Annotated in this window: 11 protein-coding genes; 8 read left to right on the plus strand and 3 right to left on the minus strand. The window is 67.7% G+C overall.

Features of this window, described 5'->3' with window-relative positions; all coding sequences use genetic code 11:
- Window positions 1–388 precede the first annotated feature (388 nt).
- Window positions 389–2,374, plus strand: a complete 1,986-nt coding sequence (locus ACIBO2_RS03810) for a leucine-rich repeat domain-containing protein (RefSeq protein WP_397295209.1) — start codon at window positions 389–391, stop codon at window positions 2,372–2,374.
- A gap of 104 nt (window positions 2,375–2,478) precedes the next feature.
- On the opposite strand, the gene ACIBO2_RS03815 is transcribed toward ACIBO2_RS03810, so the two are convergent.
- Window positions 2,479–2,886 (minus strand): ATP-binding protein, encoded by a 408-nt coding sequence (locus ACIBO2_RS03815; protein ID WP_397295211.1) that lies wholly within the window; start codon window positions 2,884–2,886, stop codon window positions 2,479–2,481.
- Window positions 2,887–3,129: 243 nt separating this feature from the next.
- On the opposite strand from ACIBO2_RS03815, the gene ACIBO2_RS03820 reads away from it, so the two are divergent.
- The 5 genes from ACIBO2_RS03820 (at window position 3,130) to pta (ending at window position 8,001) form a co-directional block, all read left to right on the plus strand.
- Window positions 3,130–3,969: a helix-turn-helix transcriptional regulator gene (locus tag ACIBO2_RS03820; protein WP_358536573.1), complete on the plus strand. Its 840-nt coding sequence runs from the start codon at window positions 3,130–3,132 to the stop codon at window positions 3,967–3,969.
- Window positions 3,954–4,169: a DUF397 domain-containing protein gene (locus tag ACIBO2_RS03825; protein WP_358536576.1), complete on the plus strand. Its 216-nt coding sequence runs from the start codon at window positions 3,954–3,956 to the stop codon at window positions 4,167–4,169. The genes ACIBO2_RS03820 and ACIBO2_RS03825 overlap by 16 nt, the downstream gene beginning before the upstream one ends.
- Window positions 4,170–4,998: 829 nt before the next feature.
- A complete protein-coding gene (locus ACIBO2_RS03830) occupies window positions 4,999–5,598 on the plus strand; it encodes a DUF2975 domain-containing protein (RefSeq protein WP_358536579.1) in 600 nt (199 codons plus the stop codon).
- Window positions 5,598–5,810: a helix-turn-helix transcriptional regulator gene (locus ACIBO2_RS03835; protein WP_358536582.1), complete on the plus strand. Its 213-nt coding sequence runs from the start codon at window positions 5,598–5,600 to the stop codon at window positions 5,808–5,810. The genes ACIBO2_RS03830 and ACIBO2_RS03835 overlap by 1 nt, the downstream gene beginning before the upstream one ends.
- An 88-nt stretch (window positions 5,811–5,898) precedes the next feature.
- On the plus strand, window positions 5,899–8,001 hold the full coding sequence (pta, locus tag ACIBO2_RS03840) for a phosphate acetyltransferase (protein ID WP_397295214.1): 2,103 nt from the start codon (window positions 5,899–5,901) through the stop codon (window positions 7,999–8,001).
- On the opposite strand, the gene ACIBO2_RS03845 is transcribed toward pta, so the two are convergent.
- Window positions 7,963–9,792 (minus strand): ABC transporter ATP-binding protein, encoded by a 1,830-nt coding sequence (locus ACIBO2_RS03845; protein WP_358536588.1) that lies wholly within the window; start codon window positions 9,790–9,792, stop codon window positions 7,963–7,965. The genes pta and ACIBO2_RS03845 overlap by 39 nt on opposite strands.
- A gap of 237 nt (window positions 9,793–10,029) precedes the next feature.
- On the opposite strand from ACIBO2_RS03845, the gene ACIBO2_RS03850 reads away from it, so the two are divergent.
- The gene (locus ACIBO2_RS03850) at window positions 10,030–10,626 is read left to right on the plus strand and encodes an RNA ligase family protein (RefSeq protein WP_397295216.1); all 597 of its coding nucleotides are present in this window, start codon (window positions 10,030–10,032) and stop codon (window positions 10,624–10,626) included.
- Window positions 10,627–10,717: 91 nt separating this feature from the next.
- Here ACIBO2_RS03850 and eccD read toward each other — a convergent pair whose 3' ends face one another.
- Window positions 10,718–12,109 carry a type VII secretion integral membrane protein EccD gene (gene eccD, locus ACIBO2_RS03855; RefSeq protein ID WP_358536593.1) on the minus strand — a complete coding sequence of 464 codons (1,392 nt, stop codon included), beginning with the start codon at window positions 12,107–12,109 and terminating at the stop codon, window positions 10,718–10,720.
- A 135-nt stretch (window positions 12,110–12,244) separates the two neighbouring features.
- Here eccD and eccCa point away from each other — a divergent pair, with 135 nt between their 5' ends.
- A complete protein-coding gene (eccCa, locus tag ACIBO2_RS03860; protein ID WP_397295219.1) occupies window positions 12,245–16,243 on the plus strand; it encodes a type VII secretion protein EccCa in 3,999 nt (1,332 codons plus the stop codon).
- Window positions 16,244–16,295 lie beyond the last annotated feature (52 nt).

Consider the following 16,295-nt stretch of genomic DNA (forward strand, 5'->3'; position numbering starts at 1 on the left):
CCCACTCTGGCAGGCCCCCTGGCAGCAACACCCGCATCGGCTCATGGAACCGGCACCCCTGACATGACCGTCGGAGCGCCATCACACCCGAAACCAAACCAAACACTCTGCTGGTACTTCAGACGAAGCCAGAAAGCCCGTGAATCGTCGAGCCCAGGGGCTTTGCGAAACCGCGGTGGCGCAGCGGAACACCGACCGCTGAACACCGACCGCTGAACACCGACCGCTGAACACCGACCGCTGAACACCGACCGCGGTCCTGTGGCGGAGGCGGTTCTTATGCGCTCGATGGACGATCGCGCGGTATTGTCTGTCGATCATCGGCCCATGGCCGCTTTATCGGAAGCATGGAACTTGATGGCAAGACATCGAAATGAGGTGGGCTGGAGTGCCTTCAGAGGTTGACGGGCGGATTGCCGCAGCGCTGGATAGCGGCGCTACTGAATTGGACCTTTCTGGCTTCGGTCTTGATACCTTGCCTGAGGCGCTGGGCGACCTCACCGGGCTTACCAAGCTCAACCTGAAAGGTAATCGGTTCACCGAATTTCCCGAATGGCTGCGTAGTTTGACCAATCTCACTGTGCTCAAGCTACGCGACAACAGGATCACCCGCGTCCCCGAGTGGCTGAACGACCTGCCCAACCTCACAGTCCTCGACCTGGCCTTCAACAACATCGCTGTTCTGCCCGACACGTTGGGCGACCTCACCAACCTCGCCGAGCTCAACCTGTGGCGCAACAGGCTTGTCGCCGTGCCGGACACATTCGGCAGGCTGACCAATCTCACCACACTCAACCTGGGCGGCAATCCGATCAAGGTGTTGCCGGACACGTTGGGCAACCTGACTAACCTCAGCCAGCTCGACTTAAGCCTCACTCGGTTGATTCAGCTGCCGGATGCGTTGGGCAATCTCACCAACCTCACGACTTTGTACCTGGCCTATAACCAGATCACCGACCTGCCCGGCACGTTCGGCAACCTCGCCAATCTTACCAAGCTGTACTTGGGCGGCAATCGGACCACCGCACTACCGGATACGTTGCGCAACCTCACCGAACTCGACCTGCAAGACAACGAGCTCACTACCTTGCCGGTCGGTTTGTCCAGGCTTACCAATCTCACCAAGCTCAACCTTTCCGGCAATCGGCTCACCGAGCTGCCGGATACGTTGCGCAACCTCACCGAACTCGACCTTAAGCGCAACAACCTCTCCGTCTTGCCGGGCGGGTTGTCCCGGCTCACCGATCTCACCAAGCTCAATCTTTTCGGAAATCGGCTAAGTGCCCTGCCCGAATGGCTGGGCAATCTGACCAACCTTACCGAGCTAGGGCTGAACAACAATCAGCTGGAGATGTTGCCTGATTCGTTCGGTGGGCTCATCAACCTCACCGAGCTTGAGCTGTCGCACAACAAACTCACTGCCTTGCCGGATACATTCGGGCGGCTCGCCAACCTCACCCAAGTTGAGCTGTCGCACAACAAACTGACGATCCTGCCGAATACGTTCGGCGGGCTCACCAGCCTCACCACGCTCAAGCTGGACGGCAATCGGCTTGCCACGGTGCCTGGCTCGTTCGGCGACCTCACCAGCCTCACCGAGCTTGAGCTGTCGCACAACAAACTCACTGTCTTGCCGGATACATTCGGCCGGCTCACCAACCTCAGCACACTCAACTTGTATGGCAATCAGCTCGGCACGGTGCCCGATTCGTTCGGCGACCTCCTCAACCTCACCGAGCTTGAGCTGTCGCACAACAAGCTCACCATCCTGCCGGATACGTTCGGCGGACTCGCCGGCCTCACCACGCTCAAGCTGGACGGCAATCAGCTTGCCACGGTGCCTGGCTCGTTCGGCGACCTCCTCAACCTCACCAGCCTTAAGTTGCCGCACAACAACCTCACCGCACTACCTGACACATTGGGCAACCTCACCAACCTTGTCGCGCTCAACGTAGCGGCCAACGAGCTCGCCGTATTGCCCGACGCCATCGGCAACCTCACCAATCTCATGACGCTCAACGTGGCGGCCAACGAGCTCACCACGGTGCCCGACAGCATCGGCAACCTCACCAAGCTCGCCGGCCTCAGGCTGGGCAGCAATCGGCTCGCCATGGTGCCTGACACGCTGGGCAACCTCACCGCCCTCATCGAGCTCGACCTGAGCGATAACGATCTCACCGAGCTACCTGAACGGCTGAGCGGCCTCACGGCCCTCGACGGACTTGACCTGAGCGACAACGAGATCACTGTCCTGCCCGAGTGGCTGGATCATCTCACCGTCACAGAGCTTCGTGTGGACGGCAACCCGCTCATCACACGGCCCGACTGGCTGATCGACGATGAGGACTGGGACGACGACGAGGATCAGGACTAGTACAGCCGCACCTCAGTCGCGGTCGGGCGGTGCTGAACCGGGATCCGTGGGAGGCGTGCTCCCCACGGCAGGCAGAGGCACCGTCTTGCCGACCGTGGGGATGTCTAGCGTCGGGGCACCAGAGCCCAAACGACCCGCTCGTTCCGGGTGTTGTAGTAGTGACCCCACGAGCCGTCGGTGATCTCGTGCACTATGCGCAGCCCACGGCCGAACTCGATCGCCGCGTCCTCATCCTCGGGGCCGGGGTCGTTCACGGGCTGTCGAAGCCGAGGGAAGGTATTGGCGTGCCCAGGATCGACCACGACCAGGCGGATGAAGCCTTTCTCCGGCTCTAGCCTCATGCGCACCCACCGCGCCGCAGGCATGGTCCCGAGACCGTACCTGATGGCGTTGGTGACCAACTCCGTGGCGAGCGTCTGAAGGTCGTACGCCCGGGGGTGGTCCGCTCCCACCCACGACGCGATGGTGTCGCGCGCTCTGGCGGGGATCACGCGGGGATCCAGATCCTTCATCTCGAAGGTATGGCATTGGGTGGGGGAGTGAAGCGCCGCATTCATGATTATTCACCGACTTTGTCCGTGTCGTGCTCGCCTCTGGATTTCTTCAGCCTGTGTCACCACAGGTGGAGGGCGTGGTGAACCGCTAGCCAGAATGGCATCGGAGCGATATTTTTCTCAGTGGTCGGCAAAGTCTGTAGCGACACAGTTTCCGGGCTGCGGAGTTTCGCCGCAGTGGCACGCAAGGAGGAATGTGGCGTGGGAATCGAGGTAAACCTAGACCCCGAAACAAGCCCAGACGCGCGATATGGCTATGAATTGCGTAAACGGCGCAAAGAGGCGGGATTGACGTTGGCTCAGCTGGGGGCCCGGGTCGCTCTCACAGGTCAGCAGATCGGCAACATCGAACGGGCCGACCGCCGGATGGATGAGAACAGGGCACGCCGGTGCGAGGAAGCCATGGGGCTCCCGCCAGGTGATCTCGTGCAGCACCTTCCCCGTAGGTCTCGCAGCAACGTGACCTTTCGCAACTTCCTGCCGTGGCTGGACAGGGAGAAGCGGGCCACGGAACTGTGCGCCTATGAAGGGTTGATCGTTCCTGGCCTGCTCCAAACTCGGGAGTACGCGGAAGCTGTCTGCCGAGGTAAGCCCGGTACAACCCCTGAGCAAGTGAAAGAAGCCGTAGAGGCGCGGATGCAGCGACAAGCCATTTTGCGCCGGGACAACCCTCCGTTCCTATATGCCGTTCTCGACCAGTGCGCACTGCTACGCCCGGTAGGAAGCGAGGAAATCACCCGGGATCAGCTTCAACATCTCCTCATGATGGGTAGAAGTCCGAACATAGTGATTCAGATCGTCCCCCTACGCGCTATGTCTACGCGTGGCCTGGTGGCAGGGTTCGTGATCGCTCGGACGGCTGGAGATGGCGACGAAGCCGTCTTCATCGACACCCCTGATGGGGGCCGCATGGTGGACCGGCTCGAGTCTGTGGAGATGCTGAAGGCTTGGTTTCAGACGATCAGGGCGGATGCGCTGTCCCAGGCAGACTCGATGGCGCTGATCGAAGAGAGGTTGAAACAAGAATGGATCTGGCGCTGAGCGAAGAACTCAGGAACGCGGTGTGGCGAAAGAGTCCCCTCTCGGACGCTCAGGGGAACTGCGTACAGGTGGCTCCCCTGTCGGCCGGACGCGTCGCGGTGAGGGACAGCAAGGACCCCGATGGGCCTGCTCTGGTGTTCACCGATCCAGAGTGGAAGGCGTTCGCCGGTGGGGTGAAAGAGGGAGTGTTCGACTTCTAGACATCGGTGGAGGGGGTCTGGCCTTTTGGTCAGGCTGCCTGCCAGGTCTGGAGAAATGCCGAGTTGGCGGATCTGCTTGGCGAGCGATACGCGCGAATGACTCCTGTCCGATCCTTCGAGGCCGGACAGGAGTCATTCGCGGTCGGTCAGTACCAGCGCTGCCAGGCGTTGGGGTTGCTGACGTTGCAGCTCCACAGGCCCACGGGGCTGCCGTTGCCGTGCCAACTGCTGCCGTAGCCGTCGAGGCAGACGGCGTCAGCGGTGTGCTCGGATGAGAGCCAGAGGTCGGAGCCGCCACCGCCACAGCAGGGTCGCGCCGCCGTTGCACGCCCAGAAGCCGACAGGGGAGTTGTTCTGCCCCGAGGCGGGGCTCGTGATAAGCGCGATCGAGCGCCGCCTTGCTTCCTCCTTGGGAAAGAGAGCCTCTTCCAGCTCTTGGGGCGACGGTCCGTCTGCGGGTCGAAGCTACTCACGAGTACTGTCGTCGACCTGTCGGAAAGCTTTCGTGATTCCGTGAGGGGGTTCGAGCATCCAAGCGGAAAGTCCCGTTAGCAGAATCAAAAGGTGACAGGCGGGCCAGGGGTGCCCGCTGTCCGGCCTGGCCGTGATCACACCGGAACCCGATCTTGATCACTCAGGGTGGAGCCCGAAACGGCCGCGCCCTGTATCGATCATGGATGTCCTGCGCCATCGAAACCTTGCGTTGTGGCGTGGAGTTCGAGCGGTCACCGTGCTGTCGGGTCGCGGGCTTGGCGCTGATCGCGCCGCGTGGGACGCCTCGCGGCCCTAGACATAACGAGTTTCGTTATTTACGATTATCGTTATGTCCATGAAGTGGCTCAACCGACTCGAAATCCTGCTGACCTTCGCCCTGATCATCGCCTGCCTGGGTGCTCTGGGCCTGCTCGCCATGACGGCGGGAATGGCCTTCTTCGGCACGCCCAACGGCGGGGGCATCCCGCTGCGCGTGTACGACCTGCCGATCGAGGGCCTGGCGGCGGGCGACGCCACGATCGGCAACGTGGCCGCCGAAGTGATGGTCAGGCCGCAGGGGCCCGCGCCGCTTGCCGGCCTGCTCTACCTGCTGATGTGGGCGCCCGGCGCGGCGACGGGACTGCTCGCGGTGTTCACGCTGGTCCGCGCACTGCGCAGAGCGAGATCCGGCGACCGGGCGCTGTTCTCCGCCGACACGGCACGGCTGCTGCGCAGGTTCGGCTGCATCCTGATCGTCGGCTCCCTCGTGTCGGCCGTCATCGGTACGGTCGCGGAGGTCATGCTCTCCTCCATGCTGCTGACAGAGAGCTATCCGTTCTATGGTCCTTCGGCCGTGCAGTTGGTCGCCATCTTTGGGGGATTCGTCGCGCTGGGCGTGTCAGAGATCGTACGCCGGGGCGTCGCCCTGCTCGAAGAGGTCGAGGCCACCATCTGATGGGCGAGCCCGCCATCACGGTCCGCCTCAACGAACTGCTCCAGGAACGGGGCATGACGCTCACCGAACTGTCGCACCGCGTGGAGATCACCGTGGTCAACCTGTCGATTCTGAAGAACGGACACGCCAAGGCGATCCGCTTCTCGACACTCATGCGCCTGTGCGACGCGCTCGACTGCCAGCCGGGAGACCTGCTCCGCTACGACCATTGATAGCTGCCCGGGCGGCTTGCCGTAGGAGCGCGGCCGTTGCCGACAGCCCGCTGCCGAGATCGAGAAGGAGCCAACAGACAATGTGAACATGACACGTGCGGTGTACGTCGCGGCGGGCGAGGCGGGAAGCAACAAGGGTGTGGTCGCCCTGGGCATGGTGGAGCTGCTGTCCCGGCAGGTGGGGACCGTGGGCGTGTTCCGTCCAGTGGTGCGGGCAGGCCGTGAGGACAACCTGATCAACACCATCCGGAGCAGGTTCCAGCTCAGCCTGCCCTACGAGACGTACGCCGGTGTCACCTACGACGAGGTGCACGCCGACGCCGAGCGGGCGGCCGGTGACATCGTGGCTCGTTACCGTGCGCTCGCGGGGCGATGCGGCGCGGTGGTCGTGGTCGGGACCGATTACACCGATGTGGGCGCGCCGACCGAGTTCGAGTTCAACGCCCGGCTTGCCGCGGACCTGGGAACGCCCGTGCTGAACGTGGTGAGCGGGAGAGCCAGGACGGTCTCGGAGATCGGTGCCGCGGTCGAGCTGTCGTCCCGGCAATTGGCGCAGCACCACGCCCAGGAACTGGCGGTCGTGGTCACCCGGGCCGCTGCCGAGCGCATCGCGATCGACCACCCCACGCCGGTGTTCGTACTGCCCGAGACTCCCTCCCTGCGCGCGCCCACCGTCGCCGACCTGCTGGCTGCCTGCGACGGCAGGTTTTTCCTCGGCGAGCGCGACGGGCTGGGCCGGGAGGCGAGCGCGTTGATGGTGGGCGCGATGTCACTGCCCGGCATCCTGGACCGCTACACCGAGGGCGCCGCGGTGATCATCCCGTCCGATCGGGCCGCCGCGCTACTCCCAGGGCTGATCGCGGCACACGCGGCACCGGGCTTCCCCGCCCTCTCGGCGGTGATCATGACGGGTGGCACGGATCTGCCCGCCCCGGTGGACCGGCTGCTGCGCAGCATGGCCATTCCCCTGCCGGTCATCGCCACCGACCATGACACCTTCGACACCGCGACCCGCCTGTCGGCCGTGGAGGGCCAGTTCACACCAGAAGCCGGCGGGAAGATCGACACAGCGCTGCGGCTGTTCGCCGAGCACGTCGACGGCCGGCTGCTGCTCGATCGGCTGGCCATCGCCAAGACCGACGTCGTCACGCCGTTGATGTTCGAGTATGAGCTGCTGGATCGGGCACGGACCCGGCGGCGGCACATCGTGCTGCCAGAGGGCGAGGAGCCGCGCATCCTGCGCGCGGCCGACGTCCTGCTGCGCCGTGGCGTGGCCGAGCTCACTCTGCTCGGCGACGAGGAGCGGATCAGGGTGCAAGCCGCCCAGCTCGGCCTGGATCTGGACGAGGCCAGGGTGCTCAGCCCGTTCGACGCGCGGCTGCGCGAGCGGTTCGCCCGCGAGTACGCGAGAGTCCGGGCGCACCGGGGAATGACCACCGAGCTGGCCCGCGACACCGTCACCGACGTGTCCTACTTCGGCACGCTGATGGTCCACACCGGCATGGCCGACGGTATGGTCTCGGGTGCGGCGCACACCACCGCGCACACCATCAGGCCGGCGTTCGAGATCCTGCGCCTGGGGCTGGTCTCCAGCGTGTTCTTCATGTGCCTGGCCGACCGGGTGCTGGTCTACGGCGACTGCGCGGTCAACCCCGATCCGAGTGCCGAGCAGCTCGCCGACATCGCGATCTCCTCGGCTCGCACCGCCGCCCTGTTCGGTGTCGACCCTAAGATCGCCATGCTGTCGTACTCGACGGGTGCCTCGGGTGCCGGCGCCGATGTCGACAAGGTCCGCACCGCCACCGAGCTGGTCCGCGAGCGCCGTCCCGACGTGATGGTGGAGGGGCCGATCCAGTACGACGCCGCGGTCGACCCCTCGGTGGCGCGGACCAAGATGCCCGGCAGCCAGGTGGCCGGCCACGCCACTGTCTTCGTGGTGCCCGACCTCAACACCGGCAACAACCTTTACAAGGCCGTCCAGCGCAGTGCCGGCGCCGTCGCGGTGGGACCGGTGCTGCAAGGACTGCGCAAGCCCGTCAACGACCTGTCTCGCGGTGCCACCGTCGCCGACATCGTCACCACCGTGGCCATCACCGCCGCTCAGGTACGCGACGACGAATCAACCGCCGACCACGAGGACGCGGACGGCCCTTCATCGGTGGAGCGCGTCCGGGGTGTCGTCCTCCACTAGGAAGCCGCCGGACTGGTGACGCCAGAGCCGGGCGTAGGAGCCGTCGGACTCGAGCAGCTCGCCGTGGGTGCCCTGCTCCACGATCTCGCCCTGGTTCAGCACGACGAGCCGGTCCATGCGGACGACGGTGCTCAGGCGGTGCGCGACCACGAGCGCGGTGCGATCCTGCATCAGCTCCCACAACGCTTCCTGGACGAGGATCTCGCTTTCCGAGTCGAGGGCGCTGGTCGCCTCGTCCAGCAGCAGGATCGGGGCGTCGCGCAGAATGGCGCGGGCGAGGGCGACCCGTTGCCGCTGGCCGCCGGACAGCTTGACGCCACGCTCGCCGACCAGCGTGTCGAATCCCTTCGGCAACGACTCGACGAACTCCGTGACGTGCGCCGCCCGCGCGGCCCGCATGATCTCCGCGTCGGTGGCGCCCGGCCGGGCGAAGGCGATGTTGTCGCGCACCGACCGGTGGAACATGGCCGGCTCCTGGGGCACGTACGCGATGAGGCTGCGCAGATCGGCCTGCCGCAGGCGGGCGATGTCCTGGCCACCGATCAGGATCCGGCCACCGTCGACGTCCATGAGGCGCAGCAACAGCCGGGTGAGCGTGGTCTTGCCGCCGCCGGACTGGCCGACCAGTCCGATCTTGGTGCCACTGGGGATGTCCAGGTCCAGACGCTCGAACAGGGACGAGCCGCCGGCGTGCGCGAACGTCACCCGGTCGAAGCGGACGCTCGCGTCCGCCCGGCGCAGCGGCTGCGGGTCGGCCGGATCGACCACACTCGACGGTACGAGCAGCAGCTCGGTGAACTGGGCGGCTTCGGTGAGCACGCTCTCGATGCGCCGATATACCTGGTTGAACTCGAACATGACGCTGATCGTGTTGGAGTAATAGGTGAACGTCACCACGACGGCCTCCACGCCCAGACCGCCCCGGAGCGCGACGGCGAGCAGCAGGCCGAGGGCGCTGGTGAGGATCGAGATGGGGGCGACCACGGTGTCCACGCGCAGGTTGCCGTAGTCCCAGGAACGCAGCGACAGTTTCCGCAGCTCGGCGACCCTGACGCGATGCTCGGCGGCCTCGCGGTCCTCGGCGGCGAACGCGCGTACGGTGTCCATGTTCGACAGGACGTCGGCGACGTGGCCCGAGACCCGCACCTTGGCGGCCTCACGCTCGTCGACCAGCGCCTGGCGGCGGCGGATGAGCGGCGCGACGAGGCAGCCCGTGACGACGATGAGGCCCAGCAGAACGAAGACCAGCAGCGGGTGATAAGTCCACAGCACCACCGAGGCGAAGGCGATCGGCACAACCTTGGCCATGATGGAGAAGGTCAGCGTGTCGACGAAGTCCTCGAACCGGGAGGAGAACCCCAGCACCCGTTTGGTCAGCGACCCGGCGAAGTTGTTGTGGAAGAACGCGGTGTCCTTGGTCAGCAACTCGTCCATGCCCACCACGCCGAGGTGCTCGATGCCGCGGGCGTCCGTACGATTCAGGAAATGCAGCCCGATCCGCCACAGCACCTCACCGGCCAGCAGCAACCCGGCGAAACCGAGCACGTACGGCAGGAGCGCGCCGACGGAGCCGTCGCCACCCGCGGACAGCCGCCCCACAATGCCGGCCACCGCCAGCGGCGCCAGGTAGAACAGGCAGATGTTCCCGAACGCGGGCATCGTCAGCGCGGGCGCCGCGACGCGCCACTGGCGCACCAGCTCACCGCAGTAGTGACGCAGCGCGAGCAGGACCGCCGACTTTCGTCCGGATGAAACGCCTTCGGAGCCCTGAAGCGATCCGAGCACAGCCATCCGCCCCTCCCGAACCCCGACAACCGCCCGTGACCATGCTGCCGCAGGGCGTACGCGGAGGCGACTGATTTTCCGGCCACCTGGATCGGTCTCACCCCCTCGCATCCGGCCCGACCCCGCTGGCCGTCAGGCCGCGCCCGCCGAATCCAGGCGGGCTTTCCGGGGCGAAAAACAGTTTCGGGAACGTCGTGTGGACACTGAGACTTCTGCCATGCGTTGTCGTTGGGCGGAACGGTCGTGCGCATCTATGGAGAGTTGTACGGCGGCCACTATCCACATGCCGACGTTGACCCGGTGCCCGGGGTAAGCGCGGTGCAGACCGGGGTTTGGTACAGCCCGAGCCTGCGGTTCGCGCTCTTCGACGTGCTCCGGCACGACCGTCCGGACGACGCCGGCCTCTTGCTGCCCTATGCCGACGTGGCAGCCGTGGCGGCAGCTGCCGGGCTCGATGTCGTGCCCCTGATCGGCAGGGGTCCCAGACACGAGCTCGACGCCCTGCCACTGCGGTTCCCCACTCGAATGCCACACCTGCACGGCCTGCCGGACATTCCGGGCAACTTCGCGGAAGGAATCGTCATGCGTCCTGACATCTCCGCGACGGCGGAACAGCGCCCGATCATCAAGATGAAGATGGTGAACAAACCGCGGCTGGACAGCGCGCGGTCCAAGACAGGACCCGCGTCCTTTAGTGAGTTCGTGGACGAGGTCGTGCTCGACGTCATGGTCGATCTCACCGACGCCTTTCCCGCCGCCATGGCCGCCCTCGGCGATGGCGAAGAAGACGAACTCCACACGCACCTGCGAGAGGCCGTCCAAGAGTTGCGCCACGAGTAAGAACAGGCGCACCGGGCAGCGGCAAGCCCACAGGTGCTTGGTCTCGATGGTGACGAGACTGGAATCCGGGCCTGTGAATAGGCATTGCGCTTCAGCTGACCAGCCCGCGGATCGTCTCGTACACATCCAGTACGGCCAGCGCCAGCGGCAGCAGGGCGATCATCAGCACGATGTCGAGGATGTCGGCCAGCCGCCCCCAGAACGGAGTGGGCCGCGACGCCGAGAGCCAGAGCGCCACCCCGGCCACCAGCAGCGCGAGCATCACCAGCCCGGGCACCACCCCGAACAGCACCACCTCGCGGGCCGACCCCACCGCCACGGCCAGGATCGGCAGGCCGGAGCCGAGCAGGGCCGAGGTCAGCAGCCACAGCCGCTGGGCCCGGCCTTCGAAGACGCGGGCGCGTAGCAGCAGGGCGGCCGAGAGCGACAGGCTCATCGCGATCGCCGGCCAGGTGCCCGCCACCGCTAGGAGGATCTGGGCGCCGAGCGTGAGGAGCGACACCCCGCCGAGCAGGCCCGTGCAGAAGGCGTCCGCGACGACCGTCCGGTCGATCACCATCCGGCCGTCCAGGTCGCCGCCCTCGCGGCGCAGTTCGTCGGCGGTCGTCGGCAGGGCGGGCAGCGGCAGTCCGGCCAGCCGGAACGACACCGACGGCACCACCGTCGTCATGCCCACGGCCAGTGTGGCCAGCAGCGCGGCCACCCCGGCCGCCGGTACGGCGAGGACCATGACCGCCAGTGCGCCGAGCAGGCCGCAGAACGCGGCGAAGGCCACCCCGAGGAACGTCGGCAGCCCCTGGGCGACGGCGAACCCGATGGCCGTGGCCAGCATCAGCGTGACCCCGAACGCCGCCAGCAGGTGCGGCGCGCCCAGCCCGGTCAGGCCGGTCGGGGAATCGGGTCCGAGCAGCCCGGCGACGAACCCGTACGGCAGGGCCGCGTACCCGATCGCCGCCCCCGCGCCCGCGTCGCCCAGGGCCCGCGACAGCGCCGCCGCGGCCAGCAGCAGCACCAGCGCGATCCCCGCCGCGACCATGGCGGTGGGCGTCCAGGGCGGGCCGGTCAGCAGCAGGGCGGCGGCGCCCGCGCCCAGCGCCACCGCGGCGGTCCGCAGCCCGTACGACCTGGTGACGGTGGGCTGCCACCGGCTGGTGCGTTCGAGTACGCCGGTCGCGACGGCGTCGGCCACGTCGTCGAAGACGGTCTCGGGCAGTTCGTGCCCCCGGGGCCGCAGGTGCAGCAGCTCCCCGTCGTGCACGGCCAGGTCCGACAGCGTGACGTTCACGTCGAACGGCTGGCCGCCCACGCGCTGGAGCACCCAGCCGCCGTGGGCCAGCCCGGCCTCCGCCAGCCCTTCGCCCGCGATGCGCAGCAGTGTCGGCAGCATGCTCGCCAGCGGCATGTCCGAGGGCAGGCCGAGATCGAGGGATCCCCGAGGGGTGACGATCGTGACCCGGCACAGGTCGGTTCCGGTGGCGCTCACTTGGAGGAGTGTATGGACTGGGCCCCCGCCGCGCCGCCGTAAATATGTCGAGAAAATTTGAAATGTCGCTGAATACGTGGTCTGACGGGCTTTTATGAGGGTTGTTCGGTGGCGTGTTCGGTGAGGTGCGGTGCGGTGAGCGGCAACACATGGGTGGTGCGTCGGCCCGACCGGCGCAGGCCGCCGGAGCAGCCGAGCGGTGAGGTGCTGCTGGAGCCGCCACCCGAGATCCCCGAGACGGTCACGGGCGGTGGCCTGACCCAGATACTGACGTACCTGCCGATGATCGCCGGGGCGGGCGCGATGGCGCTCATGTTCACCGGCGGCGGCACGGGCAACCCGATCATGATGGTCTCCAGCGGCCTGTTCGCCGTCTCGATGGTGGGCATGACGATGGGCCAGATGCTCAGGAACACCGGCGAGCGCAAGAACCGCATCAACGGCCAGCGCCGCGACTACTACCGCTACCTGGAGCAGGTGCGCAAGCGCGTACGCAAGGCCGCCGAGCAGCAGCGCAAGGCCATGACCTGGAACCATCCCGACCCCGTCACGCTGTGGTCACTGGTCATGACCTCGCGGCTGTGGGAGCGGCGCCCCCGCGACGACGACTTCGGCCAGCTGCGGATCGCCACCTCCGCGCAGCGCCTCGCGCTGCCGCTCATCCCGCCGGAGAGCAGGCCGATCGAGGACCTCGACCCGATGTCCGCCGGGGCGCTGCGCCGCTTCGTCCGTACCCACGCCACGGTCCCCGGCCTGCCGGTCGCGCTGGCGCTGCACTCCTTCGCCCGGATCACGCTCGCGGGCGAGCCCGAGGCCGTCCGCGGCCTGGTCCGCGCCGCGCTGGCCCAGGCGGTGGCCCTGCACTCGCCCGAGGACCTGCGGGTCTCGGTGTGCACCGGGCCCGAGCACGCGGCCGAGTGGGAGTGGGTCAAGTGGCTGCCGCACGCCTTCCATCCTGAGGAGGAGGACGGCGCGGGCCCGGTCAGGCTGGTCACCAGGGATCTCGGGGAGCTCGACGACCTGCTCGGGTTCGAGCTGAAGGACCGGCCGAGGTTCAGCAGGGGCCTGTCGCAGGACGTACTGCCGTACCACCTGGTGATCCTGGACGGTGGCCGGGTGCCCGCGGGCAGTCAGCTCGGCACCGACGCCATCGAGGGCGTGACCGTGATCGACCTCAGCGGGTCGGCGGGACAGGCGCCCGCGCAGCTCTCGCTGAATCTCGACGTCACGGCCGACGAGGTGGTCCGGGTCGTCGAGGACGACATGGGCAAGCAGGTCCGAACCGTGCTCGGCCGGCCCGACGTGCTGGGCCTGCCCGCGTTCGCTGCGCTGGCCAGGCAGCTCGCGCCCATGCGGGCCGGCGCGGCCGGCGGGGCCGAGGAGGAAGGCGACGCGTTCGCCACCATCACCACGCTCACCGACCTGCTCCGCATCGGCGACGCCCGCCGGATCTCGGCCGCCGTGACCTGGCAGGCCCGACCGGTCAGGAACCGGCTGCGGGTGCCGCTCGGCCTCGGCGCCGACGGCCGGCCCGTCGAGCTGGACATCAAGGAGGCCGCGCAGGGCGGCATGGGCCCGCACGGGCTCGTGGTCGGCGCCACCGGCTCCGGCAAGAGCGAACTGCTGCGTACGCTGGTGCTCGCGCTGGCGATCACCCACTCCTCCGAGGTACTGAACTTCGTCCTGGTCGACTTCAAGGGCGGCGCGACGTTCCTGGGCCTGGACACGCTGCCGCACGTCTCGGCCGTCATCACCAACCTGGAGGACGAGCTCCCGCTGGTCGACCGCATGCACGACGCGCTGCACGGCGAGCTGGTACGCCGCCAGGAGCTGCTGCGCTCGGCCGGCAACTACGCCTCGGTACGCGACTACGAGCAGGCCCGCGAGCAGGGCGCCCGGCTGAGCCCGCTGCCGACGCTGTTCATCGTGCTGGACGAGTTCAGCGAGCTGCTGTCGGCCAAGCCGGAGTTCATCGAGCTGTTCGTGATGATCGGCCGGCTCGGCCGCTCGCTCGGCGTGCACCTGCTGCTGGCCTCCCAGCGGCTGGAGTCGGGGCGGCTGCGCGGGCTGGACACGCACCTGTCGTACCGGATCGGGCTGCGGACGTTCTCGGCGGCCGAGAGCCGGGCGGTGCTGGGCGTCGCCGACGCGTACTCGCTGCCGCCCGAGCCGGGCAACGCGTACTTGATGTTCGAGACGACCGGGATGACCAGGTTCAAGGCCGCCTACGTGTCCGGTCCCTACCAGGTGGCGCAGCGGGAGAACCGCGCGGTCGCCGCCCGTCCCGGCCACCAGGGCAAGATCGTCTGGTACGGCACGGAGCGAGTGCCGCTGCCGCCGCCGCCCGCCGTCGAGCCCGAGCCCGCCGCCGAGGACCGGGAGCAGCAGGACAGCCTGCTCAACATCGTGGTCGACCGCCTGAACGGGCAGGGACCCGCCGCCCACCGGATCTGGCTGCCTCCGCTCAAGGAGCCGGCCCCGCTCGACCGGCTACTGCCGCCGCTCCAGGCGACCGCGTCGCACGGGCTCACCGCCGCCGGCACCGGCCAGAACCGCCCCGGCCGGCTGCACGCCGTGGTGGGCATCGTGGACAGTCCGTTCGACCAGCGGCGCGACCCGTACTGGCTGGACCTGTCGGGCGCGGCGGGCAACGCCGCGATCATCGGATCGCCGCAGACGGGCAAGAGCACCCTGCTGCGTACGCTGATCGCCGCGCTCGCGATCACCCACACGCCCAAGGAGGTGCAGTTCTACTGCCTCGACTTCGGCGGCGGCACGCTGTCGGCGCTGGCCGGGCTGCCGCACGTCGGCGGCGTGGCGACCAGGCTGGACACCAACCGGGTCCGGCGCACGGTGGCGGAGATGACCGCCCTGCTGGCGCGCAGGGAGCGGCTGTTCGTGGAGCGGGGCATCGACTCGATCGCCACCTATCGCCGGCTCGTGGCCGCGGGGGAGTACGAGGGCGACGGCTGGGGTGACGTCTTCCTCGTCGTGGACGGCTGGGCCACGATGCGCCAGGAGTTCGAGTCGCTGGAGGCGCCGCTGAGCGAGTTGGTCTCCCGGGGGCTCGGCTTCGGCATCCACGTCGTCGGCACCGCCAACAAGTGGTCGGAGTTCCGGTCCAATGTACGCGACATGTTCTCCACCAGGCTGGAGCTCAGGCTGGGCGACTCCTTCGAGTCGGAGATCGACCGGAAGGCCGCCGCCAACGTACCCGAGGGCGCGCCGGGCCGCGGCCTGACCCGCGAGGCGCTGCACTTCCTCGCCGCGCTGCCCCGCGTGGACGGCAAGGCCACCGTGGACGACCTGGCCGAAGGGGTCGCCGCGCTGGTGGCGGACGCGGCGAACGCCTGGCACGAGCCACCGGCGCCACCCGTACGGCTGCTGCCCGACCGGTTCCCCGTACACACGCTGCCCGGACCGGACGAGAGCGGCCCGCGCATCCCGATCGGCATCGACGAGGCCGCCCTGGCGCCCGTCTCGCTCGACTTCGACGCCGACGCGCACTTCGTCGTCTTCGGCGACACCGAAAGCGGCAAGACCAACCTGCTGCGCGTCGTCGCCGAGGGCATCGTCGACAGGTTCACGCCGCTGGAGGCGCGGATCGTCATCATCGACTACCGGCGCTCACTGCTCGACACGGCCGACAACGAGCACCGGATCGGGTACGCCGCCTCCAGCACCGCCGCGGCCACCGTGCTCAAGGGCATCCACGAGGTCATGCAGACCCGGCTGCCGCCGCCCGACCTCACCTCCGAGCAGCTGCGGACCAGGAGCTGGTGGACCGGCCAGGACCTGTACGTGATCGTGGACGACTACGACCTGGTGGCCACGTCCGCCAATCCGCTGGCCGTGCTCGGGGACCTGCTGCCGCAGGCCCGCGACATCGGGCTGCACCTGATCCTGGGACGGGCCATGGGCGGGGCGGGGCGCAGCCTGCTCGACCCGGTCGTGCGGCGGTTGAAGGAGATGAACACCCCGGCTGTGCTGCTGTCGGGGCCTCGGGATGAGGGGGCGCTGTTCGGCAACGTGCGGCCGCAGCAGCTTCCGCCTGGGCGGGGGTTCTATGTGGACCGGCGTTCGGGGGCGCGGCTCATTCAGACGGCGTATCTGACGCCACCGGAAGCGGGCTAGAAAGATCACTGTCTTCTGGGGGATGCCGGCTCGACGATCTGCCCGCTGCCGT

Origin of the sequence: Nonomuraea sp. NPDC050022 (assembly GCF_044460705.1) — a bacterium.
GTDB lineage: Bacteria > Actinomycetota > Actinomycetes > Streptosporangiales > Streptosporangiaceae > Nonomuraea.